The sequence below is a fragment of the Streptomyces sp. NBC_00094 genome (assembly GCF_026343125.1).
Classification (GTDB): Bacteria; Actinomycetota; Actinomycetes; order Streptomycetales; family Streptomycetaceae; genus Streptomyces.
In genome coordinates, this window is the sequence record NZ_JAPEMB010000001.1 from 1,689,938 (window position 1) to 1,705,981 (window position 16,044).

Here is a 16,044-nt window from a genome sequence, read left to right on the forward strand (position 1 = left end):
CGGTGCGGCGCCGTGTGTCAGTTCTCGGTACGGGGCAGGCCGGGCGGGTTGATCTCCGACTTCTCCACGGCCTCGCTGTCGAGACCCCAGCGCTTGAGGACCTTGGCGTAGGTGCCGTTCTCGATGAGGTGGTCGATCGCGGCGGCGTAGGCGGCGACGAGGCCGCTGTCCTTCTTCGTGGTGGCCGCGATCTTGCCCTGGAGTCCGGCGCCCGCGCCGGAGAACTTGCCGACGGTCTCGGTCTGTCCGGCCGAGGCCACGTGGTACGCGACGGTGGGGTTGGGGCCGAGGTAGCCGTCGATCCGGCCGGACTGGAGGGCCAGGTAGTAGTCGGTCGTGTTGTCGTAGTACTTGATGTCGACGCCCTTGCGGCCGGCCTTCTCGTTCTGCCGGGACCAGTCGACGAGGATCTTCTCCTGGTTGGTGCCGGTGCCGACGGCGATCCGCTTGCCCGACACGTCCTCGGGGCCCTTCACCGTCCAGCCGGACCCCTTCTTCGCCTCGAAGGCGAGGTCGTCGAGCCGGTAGGTGGCGAAGTCGTACTTGTCCTTGCGCTCCTCCGTCACGGTGACGTTGGAGAAGACGGCGTCGTACTTGCCGCTGTCCAGGCCGACGAAGAGGTTCTCCCAGGAGACCGGGTTGAACTCGGGCTTCAGACCGAGGGTGTCGGCGACCAGGGTGGCGAGGTCGAGCTCCACGCCGATCAGCGTCTTGTCGTCGGTGGCGCGGAAGGCGAGCGGCGGGTTGCTCTTGGCCGAGACGCCGAGGATCAGGGTGCCTCTCTTGCGGACGGACTCGGGGAGCTTGCCGGCGATGGCGTCGACCTTGTCGGTGTGGATCCGGTTCTGGTTCGGGCCCACGTTGATGCCGGTGTCCTTCTGCCCCTCCGGCTTGATCTCGTTGATGGCGGCGTCGCCCGAGCCGCAGGCGGTGAGGACCCCGAGGGCGGTGAGCGAGGCGAGGGCGGCGAGGACGGTGCGACGGGTCTTCATGGCAGTACTCCTGTGCGGGAAGGGCAGGGCGGACGAGCGGAGGTGGAGCGGTGCGGGAGGAGGAGACGGGCTCCTCGTCCGGGGGGGTCAGAGGACCTTGGAGAGGAAGGCGCGGGTGCGTTCGTGGCGCGGGCTGTCGAGCACCTCGGCCGGCGGGCCCTGCTCGACGATCCGGCCCTCGTCCATGAAGACCACGGTGTCGGCGACCTCGCGGGCGAAGCCGATCTCGTGAGTGACGACGATCATGGTGGTGCCGGAGGCGGCCAGGTCCTTGATGACGTCGAGGACCTCGCCGACCAGTTCGGGGTCGAGCGCGGAGGTCGGCTCGTCGAAGAGGAGCAGCCCCGGTTCGAGGGCGAGCGCGCGGGCGATGGCGACCCGCTGCTGCTGCCCCCCGGAGAGCTGCTTCGGGTACGACTCCGCCTTGTCGGCGAGCCCGACGCGGGCGAGGAGCTTCCGGGCCGCCGCCTCGGCGTCCGCGCGGGGGCGCTTCAGGGCCGAGACGGGGGCCTCGACGATGTTCTCCAGGACGGTCAGGTGCGGGAAGAGGTGGAAGTTCTGGAAGACGAAGCCGATCCGGGTGCGCTGCTTGAGGATCTCGCGCTCCCGCAGCTCGTACAGCTTGTTCCCGGAACGGCGGTAGCCGACGAGGGTGCCGTCGACGCTGACCGTGCCGCTGTCGACCTTCTCCAGGTGGTTGATGGTCCGCAGGAGGGTGGACTTGCCGGAGCCGGAAGGACCGAGGACGACGGTGACCTCGCCGGCCCGGACGTCGAGGTCGATGCCCCGCAGGACGTGGAGCGGGCCGAAGTTCTTGTGGACGGACCGGATCTCGACCTTGGCGGTGGCGGCCTCGGAGACGGTGGCGGTGGCGGTGGCGGCGCTCATCGGGCGCTCCCCTTCGCGTAATGGCGCTCGACGTAGTGCTGGACGACGGAGAGCGCGGTGGTGAGCAGGACGTACCAGGCGGTGGCGACCATCAGGAGCGGGACGACCCGTCCGTTGCGGCCGTACACGACCTGCACCTGGTAGAAGAGTTCGCCGATCGCCATGACCGAGACGATCGAGGTGCCCTTGAAGAGCGAGATGATCTCGTTGGCGGCGTTGGGCAGGATCGAGCGCATCGCCTGCGGGAGCACGATCCGCCGCAGCTGCCGGAGCCTCGGGATGCCGAGGGAGGCCGCCGCCTCCGACTGCCCCTCGTCCACGGCGAGTACGCCGCCCCGGACGATCTCCGCCGCGTAGGCCGCCTGGTGGAGGGCGAGCCCGAGGACGGCCGCGCTCATCTCCCCGACGAGGCCCATCGTGTCGAAGGAGAGGAAGCTCGGCCCGAAGGGGATGCCGATGCTCAACTCCTTGTAGAGGTAGGCGAGGTTGAACCAGAAGAGGAGCTGGACGATGAGCGGGATGGAACGGAACGCCCAGATGTAGGCGAAGGCGACCGACCGCAGGAACGGACTGGCCGAGAGGCGCATGAAGGCCAGCACGATGCCGATGGCGAAGCCGAGCGCGGTGCCGTGGAAGGTGAGCTGGAGGGTGACCCAGACGGCCTGGAGGATCGTCTCGGTGGTGAAGAACGCGGCGAAGACGTCCCACTCCCAGCCGGGGTTGGTGACGAGCCCGTGGCCGAACTGCACGAGCAGCACGGCGGTGACGGCGACGGCCACCCAGCGCCAGGGGTGGCGCACGGGAACGACCACGAGGTCGGCGGGGGCCGACGGGGTGGGGGCGGCTTCCGGGTCCTTCACCGGGTCTTCGGTGGCGGGCGGATCGCTGGTAAGAGCCATGGCGGTTCCTCGGGAACGGGTCGGGAAGAGGGAAGGGGGGCGCTGATCAGGCGCTCAGCGGGGCCGGGAGCGGACAGCTCCGGCCGGTTCCGCCGCTCTCGACGGTCCCGCCGCCGGTGCCGGTCCCGCCGCTCCGGTCGCGCAGGAAGGACAGGGCCGCCCGGGCGGTGACGTCGTTCTGCCCGAAGGCGACCCCGCCGGTACGGGGCCGGGTGAAGGCCCCGCCGGCCCGGGCGGTGGTGTGCGGGCCGAGCGCGAAGCGGCGCGGGTGCGGGCGTCCGTCGCGCTCCAGGATCCGGGCGTCGGTGGGGTCGACGACGAGGAGGCCGCTGGCGGTGGCCCGGGCCCCGTCCTCGTACAGGGCGCGCAGCAGCGGACTGCCGGCGAGCTCCAGGGTGGGGTCGGGGAGCCGGGCCTCGACGAGGGCACGCGCCTCGGTCCACTCCCCCGGCGCGGCGGGGGACGCGGCGCGGAAGACCCCGCGTTCCTCGTCGGTCTCGACGGTGACCTGGGGTCCGAGGAATCGGACCAGGCCGGCGCGGGAGAGCGCGAGGAGCTGCCGCAGCCGGGGTCCTGGCGGCCCGGAGGCGAGGTAGCTGAAGAATCCGTGCCACCAGCCGCCGGGGTCGACGCGGCCGCCGAGCCTCAGGAGCTGCCCGTAGACGGAGAGCAGGGCGGCGAAGACGGCGGCGTCGGGGCTGTGGGCCGGGTCGTGGCGGCGGGTCAGGTCCTCGGTGACGTAGTCGCGCAGGCCGTGCTGGAGCGCCTCGGCGGAGGCGAAGCGGATCCCGTCGAGGGGGTGGTCGAGGGCGTCCGGGTCGAACCGGTCGGCGGGGTCGGGGACGGCGGCGGCGGCGAGCGCGGCGATCTCCGCCCCGCGCGGTGGCGCCTCCTCGTACGCCCGCTCGAAGTCGCTCCAGGCGAGGGAGGTCCGCTCGGGGTGGGTGGAGAAGAGCCGGTGGTAGTGGGCCCACCCGAGCTCTTTGTCGACGAGCGGCCACACGTCGCGCCGGAAGTCGAGCGGCCCGGCCCGCCGCAGCAGGGCCTCGGTCTGCTCGGCCCCGAAGAACCGGGGCAGCGGTGGCCGTTCGCCGTCGAGGACGTACCCGATCTTGGAGTGGTACGGGACGCCTCGCCGCGATCCGACGTACAGCACGGGCTCCCGGCCCGAGGGTACGTAGACGAGGTCGTCGCCCTCGCCCTCGTACCGTCCCCCGCGGCCCTCGGTGAGGAGGACCATCAGGTCGACGAAGGCGAGGCCGAAGCCGCGGACCAGGACGGGCGCGCCGGCGCGCAGCGCGGAGAGGTCCGTGTCGGCGGTGAAGGCGGGCGGGAGGTGGACGAGCCGGTGGCGGGCGGCGAAGTCGGCGAGGGCCCGCTGTTCCGGGTCGGGTTCGGCGTCGAGGTGGCCGACGGTGAGGACGACGAGGTCGGCGAGGAGGGGTTCGGCTCCGGTCTCCAGCCAGACCCGCTGGCGTCCGTCGCGCGGGCCGCCGATCCGCAGTGCGGTGGTGCGGTGTTCGTGGACGGTGACGGAGGCCGGCAGGGAGGCGAGGACCCGCTCGTACACCCAGCGGAGGTAGGCGCCCTGCTGGGGCCGGGTGGGGAAGGCGCGTCCGTCGATGCCGGACCAGTCGGCGAGGGTGGGGCCCGGCCGGACGGGCCCTTCGAGCGTCACGGTCTCGTCGGTGAACAGGGTGACGTCCTCGGCGCGGGAGTTCATCCAGAGCAGCGGGGACTGCTCGGTGCGCCAGATCCGGCCCGGTCCCGGCGGGTGCGGGTCGACGAGGTGGAGGTCGAGGGGGGCGTCGCCGTACAGCTCGGGCAGGTTGGCGGCGAGCCGTTCGAGGAAGCCGGTCCCCCGCGGCCCGGCGCCCACGATGACGAGCGAGGGCGTCGAGGGGCGGGTGGTCATCGGGCACCGCCCGTGCCGCGGGCGTAGTGCCGCTCGACGTAGTGCTGGCCGAGGCTGAGGACCGAGGTCACGGCGACGTACCAGAGGGTGGCGACGAGGAGCAGCGGGATGACCTCGTACGTGCGGTGGTAGACGAGCTGGGTCGAGTAGAGCAGGTCCTGGACGGCGATGACGGAGACGATGGAGGTGCCTTTGAGGGTGCCGATCAGCATGTTCCCGGCCGGCGGGACGATCGCGCGCATCGCCTGGGGCAGCACGATCCGGGTGAGCCGGCGCCATCGGCCGAGGCCGAGGGAGTGGGCGGCCTCGGTCTGGCCGCGGTCGACGGAGAGGATGCCGCCGCGGACGACCTCGGCGGCGTAGGCGGCCTCGTGCAGGGTGAGGCCGATGACGGCGACGGAGACGGGGCCGAGGAGGTTGACCGTGTGGATGCCGAGGACGGTCGGGTAGAGCGCGCCGATGTTGAACCAGAAGAGCAGCTGGACCAGGATCGGGGTGGACCGGAAGAACCACACGTATCCCCAACTGACCGCGCGCAGAACGGGGTTGACGGAGAGCCGGAGGACCGCGAGCAGGGTGCCGAGGGCGAAGCCCAGGGCCATGACGAGGGCGGTCAGCCACAGGGTCAGGCCGAGGCCGCGCAGGACGGACGCGGAGGTGAAGTACTCGGCGACGACGTCCCACTGGAAGGCCTTGTTGCGGACGACCGAGACGAGTCCGAGTCCGAGGAGGACGAGGACGGCGGCCGCGGCGGTCCACTGGCCCGCACCGCGGGCGGGGACGACGACGACACGGGGCGGCGGCCCGGCCGGCGGGGCCGTGGAGGAGGTCTTGACGAGGGTCGCGGACATGCGAAGGCTCCGTGGATGCCAGGGGGCGGATCGAACACGGGGGTGCGCCTTCACACGCGTCGAGCACGGATCCGGGCCCCTCAGCCCGATCCGCCCTTCGAGGCTATGCGGTCAACACGCCCTGTTGTCAAGGGTGTCCGGACTGTGAGCCGTGCGTCTCATCGCGGTTGACGCGGGAACGGATGCCTGTTCCACTGAGGCCATGCATCCGCAGCAGCTGGTCACGCGCTCCCACATCGACTTCGGTCGCGTGTGGTCCTCTTCCTGTTGAGCCGACCCGCTGCTCTGCCCCGCCCGCGTGCTCCTTTCCGCGGCGCCTTCACACACAGGCCCCTCGTGGGTGCCTGAGCTCTCCCCTCCCCTCGCCCTGCCCGTTTGTCCTCCTTCGCCCTGAAGGACCGTCATGACCTTCGCGTTGTCCGTACACCGGACCACGACCACCGACCCCCTGGCGCGCCCACTCCTCGACGAGCTGGCGCACGAGTACACGACCCGTTACGGCTCCGCCCACGATCTGAGCCTCTACCCGGCCGCCGAGTTCGCTCCTCCGGACGGCGCCTTCCTGCTCCTCCTCGAGCAGGGCCGGCCCGTCGCCGGAGGCGCGTACCGCCGTTACGACGAGCGCACCGCCGAGCTGAAGAGGATCTGGACCCACTCGGCACACCGCAGGCGCGGGCTCGCCCGCCGCGTCCTCACCGTGCTCGAACGCGAGGCCGCCGCCCGCGGCTACACCCGCCTGTACCTGACGACCGGCCCGCGCCAGCCCGAGGCCAAGGGCCTCTATCTCGCGTCCGGCTACCGGCCGCTCTTCGACGTGTCCGCCGATCCCGAGTCGATCGGCCCCCTGCCTTTCGAGAAACTCCTGGAGAACCCGAGACCATGAGTACGCGTACGAGTTCCGGCACCACCCGCACGACCCTCGGCTTCGCGCTGATCACCGCGGCCACGCTCGCGCTCACCGCCTGCGCCGGGGGCGAGCCCACGACCGTGCCCGCCGGAGCCTCGGGGGCGCCGGGCGCCGCGAAGGACACGCTCCCGACCGAGGACGTGGTGTCGGGCGTCAGGAAGAACGAGGCCGCGGCGAAGCTGCTCCCCGCCGACGTGCGGCAGCGGGGCAGCTTCACGATCGCCTCCTCGGTCGCGACCCCGCCCAGCTCGGCGTACCTGGCCGACGGCAGGACCGTGGTCGGGGTGGACGCCGACTTCGCGGGCGCCGTGGCGAAGGCCCTCGGCCTGGAGCTGGAGCGCGAGGTGGTCGGCTTCGAGGCGATCCTGCCGGCGCTGGGCAGCGGCAAGTACGACGTCGGCACCGGGAACTTCGGGGTGACCGAGGAGCGGCGCAAGGCCATCGACTTCGTCACGTACATCAACGACGGGCAGGGCTTCGCCACCCGGGCCGACAGCCCGCTGAAGGCGGTGACCGACCTCACCCAGCTGTGCGGCCTGAAGGTGGCGACGGGCGCCGGGACGACCTTCGAGCGGACCCTGGAACAGCACAAGGGCCGGTGCGCGGAGGCCGGGAAGCCGCCTTACGAGGTGAACGTCTTCAGCGAGACGGGCGCGGTCTGGATGTCGCTCCAGCAGGGCCGCAGCGACGTCGTGATGAACACGATCAACGGCCTGCGGTACGCGGTGACGCGGCAGAAGAACGTGAAGTTCCTCAACGAGTACCGGCGGCTCGACGTCGGCTTCGCCTTCAAGAAGGGGACGCCGCTCGCCCCTGCCTTCCAGGCAGCGGTGAACGGCCTGAAGGCGGACGGGACGTACGACCGGATCCTGAGGAAGTGGGGGGTGACGGCGTCGGGCATCGCGCGGTCGCAGATCACCCCGCCGGAGCTCCCGGCGCCGAAGAGGTAGCGCCGGGGTGCCTCCAGTGGGGTGTCCCGACGGCCCGACTGGGCGTCAGCAGTCGCAGCCGCAGCTGCAGTCCCCGCAGCAGCCATCTCCCTCGCAGCAGGAGGAGCAGTTGCTGCAGCAGTCACAGCAGTCGCAGCAGCTGCCAGGGTCGCACTGCTGGCAGAGCCCCTCGCGCCGCTGTCGGCTCCAGGGGTCCTCGAAGGTCCCGCAGCACATCTGGCAGGTGCAGGCCAGGCCGACCCAGAGGGCGCATCCGGCTATCAGGCCGCGCCGGTTCGGCGGCCCGGGCGGGAACGGCCCGCCGGGACCTCCGGGGCCACCGGGGCCGGGCGCGTAGGGCCCGCCGGGTCCGCCCGGGCCGGGGGCGTACGGGTTGCCGGGGACGGGTCCGGGCCCCTGGGGCGCGTACGGGTTCCCCGGCACCGGTCCCTGCCCGTGCACCGGCCCCTGCCCCGGCACCCCGTGCGAGCAGCTCGTCGTGCCGAAGGCCCGGTCCACCGACGTCCGCAGCTCGTGGGCGAGGAGGACGTGCACCAGCTTGCCGTCGGCGAACTCGGCGTCCCGCAGCGCGAGCCGGATCCCGTGCAGGGCGTCGTCGGCGAGCCGGCGGGCCTCCTCACGAGAGGTGCCGGTCGCGGTGAGCGGGTTCCAGGAACCCGCCGCCGCGTCGGCCGTCTGGTCCTCGACGGCGTCGAGGAGATGGGCGAGGCGGCCGAAGAGCCGGCCGGCCTCGGCGAGCGGCGCCGCGTTCCCCGGACGCCCGGCGAGGACGGCGGTGTGCGCGAAGGCGGCCGCCGTCGCGGTCTCGGTCGGCTCGGTGACGACGAGCAGCGGCGTCCCGATCCCGGCGAGGGACTCGATGCCGGTCTGCCGGTCGACGGCGTCGACGAGGACGGCGGTGTCGAAGCCGAGGGCGCGGCCGGTCCTGGCGCCGGCCCGGTCCCAGGAGCGGGCGACCCGGCGGGCCGCGGCGGCGACCGGCCGGCGCGCCAACAGGCCGTCCCGGTCGGCGACGTGGTCCCGCACCTTCGCCGAGGCGAGGACGAGCGAGACGGCCGCGGCGAGGCGCGCGCCCTCCCCCCGGGCCACGGGCGCGGTCCGCATCCCGCGCAGCGGGCAGGGTCCCGCGGTGCGCCGCCCGCTCTCCACGGCGCCGGTCTGAGCCTCCGTCAGGACCGAGACGATGAGCCCGTCGTAGTTGGTGACGACCCGGGCGAACTGTCCGTGGTCCGCGCGAAGTGCCAGGCAGAGGCCGCAGAGGTGGGCCATCCACTCGACTTTCAGGCCGTCGGTGAGCCGATGCGTGCAGGGTCTGACGATTCCGAACATGAGGTGCCCCCGTGAGCCGTGCGAAGGTGCCGTCGAGCGGCTCCGCCGCATCGTAGCGAGCCCGCCCGTTCACCCGTACGCGCCCATCGTCACCCTTCTGGCCCGACTTTCATATTTTAAGTTGCACACCCCTCCGTCAGACCCCGCATACCGCAAGTTTCCTGACGTCTCGCCAGAAAACGGTGCTCACGTTCTGCACCAGTACCGTCACGAATCCCCTGCGCGGCGTGTATCCGCTTGGCGCGCGATCCGCATCATGGACGACGATAGGAACTGCGGAACCACAAGTGACCGCGCTGAAAGGAGGCGTCCATGGGATCGGTGCGCAAGGCCAGCGCCTGGCTGGGACTCGTCGAGGACAACGACGAGCGTTACTACGACGACGAGTACACCGACGGTGCCGAGAGCGGCGGCGACGCCTGGGTGACGGACCCCCGGGTCCGGGTGGCCACGGACACCGCCCAGGAGCAGGGCCGCCGGATCGCGACCGTCTCCCCCGACGGCTTCCGGGACGCCCGGGGCATCGGAGAGCTCTTCCGGGACGGTGTTCCGGTGATCGTGAACCTGACCGCGATGGAGCCGGACGACGCCAAGCGCGTGGTCGACTTCGCCGCCGGCCTCGCCTTCGGTCTGCGCGGATCGATCGAGCGCGTGGCGACGCGGGTCTTCCTGCTGACCCCCGCCGACACCCAGATCATCGGCGGAGAGAGCCGTCGGCGTCCGCAGGACGGTTTCTTCAACCAGAGCTGAGCGGGTCCGCCGGCCCGACCGGCCGCCGCCCGGACAACCGGGTCAGTGCGCCGGGCGCCCCGAGCCGGCGGGCTCGATCGCGTCCCGGGTCGCGGGCACCCGCGGCTCGGCCGGCTCACGGGCCTCGCCCGGCCCGACGGCCACGGCCGCCCCGGAGAGCTCGCCCGCCCCGGAGATCTTGTACGACGCGGAGAGCTCGCCCGACCCCGCGAGCGTGCACGGCTCGGAGTGCTCGCTCGGCCCCGTGAGCTTCCGCGACGCGGAGAGCTCGCCCGCCGCAGCGAGCGTGCACGGCTCGGAGGACTCGTCCGGTTCCGCCGGGCACTCCATGACCCTCGGCAGCCGCCGGGCCATCACCGCGCCGGCGAGCAGCAGCACGGCGCTCACGCAGAGCGTGATGTGCAGACCGTGCACGAAGGCGTGCCGGGCGGCCTGGTGCAGCGTCTCGCCCGCCGTACCGCCGAGCTGGTCGGCGACCTGGTAGGCCTCGCCGAGCGAGTTCGCGGCGGCCTGACTCGCCTCCGCCGGCACCCCGGGGACCGAGGCGAGCCCGGGGGCGTACGCCGCGTTCATCACGCTGCCGAGCAGCGCGATGCCCATGCCGGCACCGAGCTGGTACGAGGTCTCGCCGATCGCGGCCGCGCCGCCCGCACTCCGCTGCGGGGCCTCGCTGAGCATCGACTCGTACGCCGAGAAGAGCGTGGTCTGCAGACCGAAGCCGAGCAGCACGAAGCCCACGGTGAGCAGCAGCGGCCGGTCGTCCTGCCCCATGAGGGTGAGCAGCAGCACCGCGGCGGCGGTGAGGACGAAGCCCCAGCCGACCATCCGGCGCGGTCCGATCCTGCGCAGCGTGTACGAGCCGGTGGCGCCGGCCGCCATGGCGGCGAAGGTCAGCGGCAGGAGCCGGAGACCGGTCTCCAGCGGGCTCAGTCCGAGGACGAGCTGGAGGTACTGGACGGCGATGAGCTCCAGGCCGACCAGGGCCAGCATGGCGAGGACGATGCAGCCGACCGAGGTGGTGAAGGCCGCCCGGGAGAAGAGCCGCATGTCGATCAGCGGATGCGGGCGCCGCTTCTGCCTCCGTACGAAGAGGACGAGGAGCGCAGCGCCGACGAGGAGCGGTCCGGCGGTCGGGAGGGCGAGCAGCGGCTCGCCGGCCCCGGCGCGCTTGACCCCGAGGACACAGCCGAGGACGCCGGCGGCGGCCATGAGCGCGCCGAGGACGTCCCACGGGCCGTCGGTGTCGCCCCGGGACTCGGGAAGGAGGCGGCGGCCCAGCGGCAGGATCAGCGCCATCAGCGGGATGTTGATGAGGAAGACGGAGCCCCACCAGTAGTTCTCGACGAGGAAGCCGCCGAGTACGGGTCCGGTGGCGGCGCCGATCGCGGCCACCGCGGTCCAGATGCCGATGGCGGTGGCGCGCTCCCGGCGGTCGGGGAAGACCGCGCGGAGGATGGAGAGCGTCGCAGGCATGATCATGGCGCCGCCGACACCGAGCAGCGCGCGGGCCGCGATGAGGACCCCCGGCTCGGTGGCGAGGGCGGCGACGGCCGAGGCGACGCCGAAGAGCGCGTAGCCGAGGAGGAGGATCCGCCGTCTGCCGACCCGGTCGCCGAGGGTGCCGAAGAGGATCAGCAGCGAGGCGCAGACCAGCGGATAGGCGTCGACGATCCAGAGCAGCGCGGTGGAGCTGGGGCGCAGGTCCTCGGTGAGCGAGGGGACGGCGACATGGAGGATGGTCGCGTCGAGGGCGACCAGGAGAAGGCTGACGCAGAGAACGACGAGGACGACCCAGCGGTTGGTCCCGCCGTCGGCGGCACGTGGTCGTGTTCGGGCCGTGATCGTCCGCGCCATGTACGTACCTCCCAGTGAAGCTCTCGCGCTCGGCAGGCGCCGACCAGGGCGTATGCCCCTGGGGCGGCCCGACATCGACGGGCGAGTGAGCCGTCAGCGTACGCGAGTTCAAGCCCCGAGCGCGTGGTGCAGCTCTCACCCCGGCGGGCCTCCGCGTGTGGCGTACGCCACTCGACGGGACCCGCGCGTCGCATGGAATTCCGTACGAATACCTGTCCGACGCAATTCCCTTGCACTCAAACACTCTTCCGGAATAGGCCACGTCCGCAATAGGGCTGAAGGTCATCGGATTTTCCGACGGACGCCGGGAATGGGTCCGCGACTGAGACCTACTCCACATCACATGGTCATCACGAAGGCGCCGGATCGACCGGGGCGGCTTCTCAATCCCTGTAACGTCGATTGGGTGCGTACCGACATCTTTGCCCGGTTGGACCGGGAGCCGGAACCGCCGAAGATAGAGGTCCCGGGGATGACCCGCACGCGTCTCGCCCTCTTCGGCGGGACGTCGGCGTTCTATCTGGCCATCGTCGTCGCGGTCCTGCTGTCGACCTGGCTGGTGAGCCTCGACTGGAAGATCATGCTGTTCCGGCCCTACCAGCAGTGGCCCGAGCTGCACGCCTTCCTCGACTACTACGTCGTCCTCGGTCAACGCGGCCCCACGGCCGTCATGGTGGCCGCGTGGCTGGGCTGGCGCTCCTGGCGCCAGCACACCCTGCGGCCGCTGCTCTGTCTCGGCGCGGCACTGCTGCTGCTCAACGTCTCGGTCGGCGCGGTCAAGCTCGGACTCGGCCGCCTCGGTCCCCACTACGCGACACAGGTCGGCTCCGCCGAGCTCTTCGCGGGCGGCGATATATTCCCCTCCGGTCACACCGCCAACGCGGTCGTGACCTGGGGCATCCTCGCCTATCTGGCGACCACCCCGCGGGCCAGGCGCTATCTGTCGGCCCTCTCCGCCGTGGTCGCGCTCGGCGTCGGCCTCACCACCGTCTATCTGGGCACGCACTGGCTGAGCGACGTGGTGCTGGGCTGGGCGGCCGGGCTTCTGGTCCTGCTCGCCCTGCCCTGGTGCGAGCCGGTCCTCGCGGTGGCGGAGTCCCGGATCCTCGCCCTGCGCGACCGGCTGCGGGACCGGCTGCGGGACCGCCGCCGTCTGGTGCCCTCGCTGCCCGTCGCCTCCGGCGGCCCGCGCCCCGGGTTCTTCCCGCAGCGGCCGGCCGGGGCCGAGGAGCCCGTCCGGGAGACCGTGGGAGTGGCCCGCGGCCGCGCCCCGGCGACCCGCGGCTGACCCGTACCCCCTGCGTCAGAGAAGGGCCCCGACCGTCACCGGTCGGGGCCCTTCCGCTGTTCCCGCCCTCTCCGGCCGCCTCGTCAGCCGAGCCAGCAGCGGGTGACGCTGCCGTCCTCGACCTCGAAGTTGATGCGTCCGGACAGGTACTCCATGGTGACGAACGAGCCGGGCGGCAGGGACCTGACGACCTTCCAGCCCCGTGTCCTGGCGAGTTGCTCCGCGCCGTCCGCATCGAGGCCCACATAGGACTCGGGAGCGTCGCGGGGCGGTTCTGGAGTGCGCGATGTGGGTGACATGGACCTCACGTTAGTCCCTTGGCGGTCACGCTTGTGTCACAAGTTCTCGACATATGTTTGACACGCCGGCCGTCACTCGAAGGGACAGTTTCCGGCCGTTTCTCCAGTAATTCCCAAGAGACTCCGGCAGTTCGCACAGAGGGAACCACCACACCCGTACACCGTACGAAAATGCCGATTACCAGGGACGATCGGTGAATTGTCCCGCACACCGCGCGCGACACTCTCACTCTTCCCTTACACAAGACTTACGACGGCTCCGCCGGAGAACTGTCCGCCGACCGGCGCAGCCGCACCCTCCGCCTCCCCGGCCCCCCGGCCCGCCGCGCGCATCATGTCCCGACGCCCGGACAGACCCTAGACACCCCCGGGGCGAGGCGGAGGCAGCGATGGGCACCGAGACAGCGACCGCGACCGTCGAATCGGCCCGGCAACGACACGGCCGCGTCCTGATCGACTGGGCCACGACGACCGACCACAAGAAGATCGGCCACCTCTACCTGGTCACCTCGTTCGTCTTCTTCCTGCTGGCCGGGCTCATGGCGATGCTGATGCGGGCCGAGCTGGCCCGCCCCGGGCTCCAGCTCGTCTCGAACATGGAGTTCAACCAGGCCTTCACCCTGCACGGCACGATCATGCTGCTGCTCTTCGCGACGCCCACGTTCGCCGGCTTCGCCAACGAGCTGGTGCCGCTGCAGATCGGCTCCCCCGACGTCGCCTTCCCGCGGCTGAACATGTTCTCGTACTGGCTGTTCCTCTTCGGCGGCCTGATGGTGATCGGCTCGCTGCTCACCCCGAGCGGCCCCGCCGCCTTCGGCTGGACCGGCTACGCGCCGCTCAACAGCCTGGAGCGGTCGCCGGGCGTCGGCGTCGACCTGTGGATCATGGGGCTCGCGCTCTCGGGCTTCGGCACGATCCTGACCTCGGTGAACTTCCTCGCCACCATCATCGGGATGCGGGCCCCCGGCATGACCATGTTCCGGATGCCGATCTTCACCTGGAACATCCTCTTCACCGCGGTCCTGGTGATCGTCGCCTTCCCCGTCCTCGCGGCGGCACTGCTCGTCCTGGAGGCGGACCGGCGCCTCGGCTCCGTGGTCTTCCAGCCCGAGAACGGCGGGGCGCTGCTGTGGCAGCACCTCTTCTGGTTCTTCGGCCACCCCGAGGTCTACATCATCGCGCTGCCGTTCTTCGGGATCGTCAGCGAGATCATCCCGGTCTTCGCCCGCAAGCCGATCTTCGGCTACACGACGCTGATCGCGGCCACCATGGCGATCACCGGCCTGTCGGTGGTGGTCTGGGCGCACCACATGTTCGCGACGGGCGCGGTGCTGCTGCCGTTCTTCTCCCTCCTGTCGTTCCTGATCGCGGTGCCGACCGGGGTGAAGTTCTTCAACTGGACCGGGACGATGCTGCGGGGCTCGCTCTCCTTCGAGACGCCCATGCTGTGGTCGGTCGGCTTCCTGGTGTCGTTCCTCTTCGGCGGGCTGACCGGGGTGATCCTTGCCTCGCCGCCGATGGACTTCCAGGTGACCGACTCGTACTTCGTCGTGGCCCACTTCCACTACACGGTCTTCGGCACGGTCGTCTTCGCGACCTTCGCCGGCTTCTACTTCTGGTGGCCCAAGTTCACCGGCCGGATGCTCGACGAGCGGCTCGGCAAGATCCACTTCTGGACGCTGTTCATCGGCTTCCACCTGACGTTCCTGGTGCAGCACTGGCTCGGGGCGGAGGGCATGCCCCGGCGGTACGCCGACTACCTGGAAGCGGACGGGTTCACCGCGCTCAACACGGTGTCGACGATCGGCGCCTTCCTGCTCGGCGCGTCCACCCTGCCGTTCCTCTACAACGTCTGGTGGACCTGGCGGTACGGCGCGAAGGTCGACGTGGACGACCCCTGGGGCTTCGGCCGCTCCCTGGAGTGGGCGACCTCCTGCCCGCCGCCCCGGCACAACTTCGACGCCGTGCCGAGGATCCGCTCCGAGTCGCCGGCCTTCGACCTGCACCACCCGGAGTTCGCGGCCTACGAGCGGATGCGGATCACGAGCCCGCCACCGTCTCCCCTGCCGTCTCCTCCGTCCTCTCCCCCGGCGTCCGCTCCGCCCTCTCCTCCGTCGTCCGATCGAGAGCGCGGGACAGACGGTCCCTGAGGTCGCGGACCCGTTCCGTCAGCTCCGGCGGCTCGACCACCTCGAAGTCGAGCCCCATGAGCACCACGTGCACCACCGCGACGTGGAGGTTGTTCGCCCCCGTCCGCAGCAGACACGCCCCCTCGCCGTCGGGCTCGAGGACCCCGTCCATCGGACCGACGACCGCGGCCGCCTCGGCGTGCGGGACGAGCAGCCGGACGACGACCTCCGTCGCGTAGGCCGCGCCGGACACCCCCTTCGACACGTACGCCGCGAGGTCGTCGGCGGGCGGTTCGCGGGGCGGGAAGCGGGGACCGTGCGGCGGCGTGGGCTCGATCCGGTCGGCCCGGAACGTCCGCCAGTCGCCGCGGTCCAGGTCCCAGGCGACCAGGTACCAGCGCCGCTCGGTGCAGACCAGCCGGTGCGGTTCGACGATCCTGCGGGTCGCGGTGCCGCCGTGGTCGCGGTAGGCGAAACGGAGCCGCTCGCTGTCCCGGCAGGCGTTGGCCAGCTCGGTGAGCACCCCCGGGTCCACCCGCTCCCGCGGCGTACGGAGCATGGGCACGGTGAAGTCGGTGAGGGCGCCGACCCGCCGCCGCAGCCGCGCCGGCAGGACCTGCTCCAGCTTGGCCAGCGCGCGTACGGAGGTCTCGCCGATGCCCTCGACACCCTGGCCCGCGGCGGTGCGCAGGCCGACCGCGACCGCCACGGCCTCCTCGTCGTCGAGGAGCAGCGGCGGCAACTCGGCCCCGGCCCCGAGCTGGTAGCCGCCGCCGGTGCCGGGGCTGGCGTTCACGGGGTAGCCGAGCTCGCGCAGCCGGTCGACGTCGCGCCGTACCGTACGCGAGGTCACCCCGAGCCGGTCGGCGAGATCGGCACCGGACCACTCCCGGTGGGCCTGGAGCAGCGAGAGCAGACGCAGCAGCCGTGCGGAGGTCTCCAACATGCCCCCGAGTCTGCCAGCCGTCGCGGACAGGTACGGTCCGCGATGCG

13 protein-coding genes and 1 pseudogene are annotated in these 16,044 nt (G+C 71.6%); 5 read left to right on the top strand and 9 right to left on the bottom strand.

The window, feature by feature from the left end; translation table 11 throughout:
- Positions 1 to 17 precede the first annotated feature (17 nt).
- The 5 genes from OG580_RS07225 to OG580_RS07245 all read right to left on the bottom strand — a co-directional run bounded on the left by OG580_RS07225 (position 18) and on the right by OG580_RS07245 (position 5,545).
- A complete protein-coding gene (locus tag OG580_RS07225) occupies positions 18 to 992 on the bottom strand; it encodes an ABC transporter substrate-binding protein (protein ID WP_267042801.1) in 975 nt (324 codons plus the stop codon).
- A gap of 87 nt (positions 993 to 1,079) precedes the next feature.
- Positions 1,080 to 1,880 carry an amino acid ABC transporter ATP-binding protein gene (locus OG580_RS07230; RefSeq protein ID WP_267042802.1) on the bottom strand — a complete coding sequence of 267 codons (801 nt, stop codon included), beginning with the start codon at positions 1,878 to 1,880 and terminating at the stop codon, positions 1,080 to 1,082.
- Positions 1,877 to 2,779 carry an amino acid ABC transporter permease gene (locus OG580_RS07235; protein ID WP_267042803.1) on the bottom strand — a complete coding sequence of 301 codons (903 nt, stop codon included), beginning with the start codon at positions 2,777 to 2,779 and terminating at the stop codon, positions 1,877 to 1,879. The genes OG580_RS07230 and OG580_RS07235 overlap by 4 nt, the downstream gene beginning before the upstream one ends.
- Before the next feature lie 46 nt (positions 2,780 to 2,825).
- Positions 2,826 to 4,694 carry an FAD/NAD(P)-binding domain-containing protein gene (locus OG580_RS07240; RefSeq protein WP_267042804.1) on the bottom strand — a complete coding sequence of 623 codons (1,869 nt, stop codon included), beginning with the start codon at positions 4,692 to 4,694 and terminating at the stop codon, positions 2,826 to 2,828.
- The gene (locus OG580_RS07245; protein WP_267042805.1) at positions 4,691 to 5,545 is read right to left on the bottom strand and encodes an amino acid ABC transporter permease; all 855 of its coding nucleotides are present in this window, start codon (positions 5,543 to 5,545) and stop codon (positions 4,691 to 4,693) included. The genes OG580_RS07240 and OG580_RS07245 overlap by 4 nt, the downstream gene beginning before the upstream one ends.
- A gap of 403 nt (positions 5,546 to 5,948) precedes the next feature.
- Between OG580_RS07245 and OG580_RS07250 the strand changes: the two genes are divergently transcribed.
- Both OG580_RS07250 and OG580_RS07255 read left to right on the top strand, forming a co-directional pair.
- Complete coding sequence (locus OG580_RS07250; protein ID WP_267042806.1) at positions 5,949 to 6,428, top strand: GNAT family N-acetyltransferase; 480 nt, start codon at positions 5,949 to 5,951, stop codon at positions 6,426 to 6,428.
- Positions 6,425 to 7,402, top strand: a complete 978-nt coding sequence (locus OG580_RS07255; protein ID WP_267042807.1) for an ABC transporter substrate-binding protein — start codon at positions 6,425 to 6,427, stop codon at positions 7,400 to 7,402. Before OG580_RS07250 ends, OG580_RS07255 begins: the two co-directional genes overlap by 4 nt.
- Positions 7,403 to 7,447: 45 nt before the next feature.
- Here the strand turns inward: OG580_RS07255 and OG580_RS07260 are convergent, their stop codons facing one another.
- Positions 7,448 to 8,731 (bottom strand): DUF5685 family protein, encoded by a 1,284-nt coding sequence (locus OG580_RS07260; RefSeq protein WP_267042808.1) that lies wholly within the window; start codon positions 8,729 to 8,731, stop codon positions 7,448 to 7,450.
- A gap of 312 nt (positions 8,732 to 9,043) precedes the next feature.
- Here OG580_RS07260 and OG580_RS07265 point away from each other — a divergent pair, with 312 nt between their 5' ends.
- On the top strand, positions 9,044 to 9,481 hold the full coding sequence (locus OG580_RS07265) for a cell division protein SepF (RefSeq protein ID WP_267042809.1): 438 nt from the start codon (positions 9,044 to 9,046) through the stop codon (positions 9,479 to 9,481).
- Positions 9,482 to 9,523: 42 nt separating this feature from the next.
- On the opposite strand, the gene OG580_RS07270 is transcribed toward OG580_RS07265, so the two are convergent.
- A complete protein-coding gene (locus OG580_RS07270) occupies positions 9,524 to 11,335 on the bottom strand; it encodes an MFS transporter (RefSeq protein WP_267042810.1) in 1,812 nt (603 codons plus the stop codon).
- Between the two features lie 406 nt (positions 11,336 to 11,741).
- Here OG580_RS07270 and OG580_RS07275 point away from each other — a divergent pair.
- Positions 11,742 to 12,620, top strand: a pseudogene (locus tag OG580_RS07275) (phosphatase PAP2 family protein); the annotation flags it as partial.
- 86 nt (positions 12,621 to 12,706) lie between these two features.
- Here the strand turns inward: OG580_RS07275 and OG580_RS07280 are convergent.
- The gene (locus OG580_RS07280; protein ID WP_267042811.1) at positions 12,707 to 12,922 is read right to left on the bottom strand and encodes an I78 family peptidase inhibitor; all 216 of its coding nucleotides are present in this window, start codon (positions 12,920 to 12,922) and stop codon (positions 12,707 to 12,709) included.
- A 389-nt stretch (positions 12,923 to 13,311) separates the two neighbouring features.
- On the opposite strand from OG580_RS07280, the gene ctaD reads away from it, so the two are divergent.
- Positions 13,312 to 15,072: a cytochrome c oxidase subunit I gene (ctaD, locus tag OG580_RS07285; RefSeq protein ID WP_267042812.1), complete on the top strand. Its 1,761-nt coding sequence runs from the start codon at positions 13,312 to 13,314 to the stop codon at positions 15,070 to 15,072.
- On the opposite strand, the gene OG580_RS07290 is transcribed toward ctaD, so the two are convergent.
- Positions 14,963 to 15,997 carry a YafY family protein gene (locus OG580_RS07290; protein WP_267042813.1) on the bottom strand — a complete coding sequence of 345 codons (1,035 nt, stop codon included), beginning with the start codon at positions 15,995 to 15,997 and terminating at the stop codon, positions 14,963 to 14,965. The two genes, ctaD and OG580_RS07290, sit on opposite strands and share 110 nt — an antisense overlap.
- Positions 15,998 to 16,044 lie beyond the last annotated feature (47 nt).

What these genes read in the sequence shown, in the direction of transcription:
- OG580_RS07225 (WP_267042801.1), bottom strand. Translation starts at nt 992, where the DNA reads ATGAAGACCCGTCGCACCGTCCTCGCCGCCCTCGCCTCGCTCACCGCC.
- OG580_RS07230 (WP_267042802.1), bottom strand. Translation starts at nt 1,880, where the DNA reads ATGAGCGCCGCCACCGCCACCGCCACCGTCTCCGAGGCCGCCACCGCC.
- OG580_RS07235 (WP_267042803.1), bottom strand. Translation starts at nt 2,779, where the DNA reads ATGGCTCTTACCAGCGATCCGCCCGCCACCGAAGACCCGGTGAAGGAC.
- OG580_RS07240 (WP_267042804.1), bottom strand. Translation starts at nt 4,694, where the DNA reads ATGACCACCCGCCCCTCGACGCCCTCGCTCGTCATCGTGGGCGCCGGG.
- OG580_RS07245 (WP_267042805.1), bottom strand. Translation starts at nt 5,545, where the DNA reads ATGTCCGCGACCCTCGTCAAGACCTCCTCCACGGCCCCGCCGGCCGGG.
- OG580_RS07250 (WP_267042806.1), top strand. Translation starts at nt 5,949, where the DNA reads ATGACCTTCGCGTTGTCCGTACACCGGACCACGACCACCGACCCCCTG.
- OG580_RS07255 (WP_267042807.1), top strand. Translation starts at nt 6,425, where the DNA reads ATGAGTACGCGTACGAGTTCCGGCACCACCCGCACGACCCTCGGCTTC.
- OG580_RS07260 (WP_267042808.1), bottom strand. Translation starts at nt 8,731, where the DNA reads ATGTTCGGAATCGTCAGACCCTGCACGCATCGGCTCACCGACGGCCTG.
- OG580_RS07265 (WP_267042809.1), top strand. Translation starts at nt 9,044, where the DNA reads ATGGGATCGGTGCGCAAGGCCAGCGCCTGGCTGGGACTCGTCGAGGAC.
- OG580_RS07270 (WP_267042810.1), bottom strand. Translation starts at nt 11,335, where the DNA reads ATGGCGCGGACGATCACGGCCCGAACACGACCACGTGCCGCCGACGGC.
- OG580_RS07280 (WP_267042811.1), bottom strand. Translation starts at nt 12,922, where the DNA reads ATGTCACCCACATCGCGCACTCCAGAACCGCCCCGCGACGCTCCCGAG.
- ctaD (WP_267042812.1), top strand. Translation starts at nt 13,312, where the DNA reads ATGGGCACCGAGACAGCGACCGCGACCGTCGAATCGGCCCGGCAACGA.
- OG580_RS07290 (WP_267042813.1), bottom strand. Translation starts at nt 15,997, where the DNA reads ATGTTGGAGACCTCCGCACGGCTGCTGCGTCTGCTCTCGCTGCTCCAG.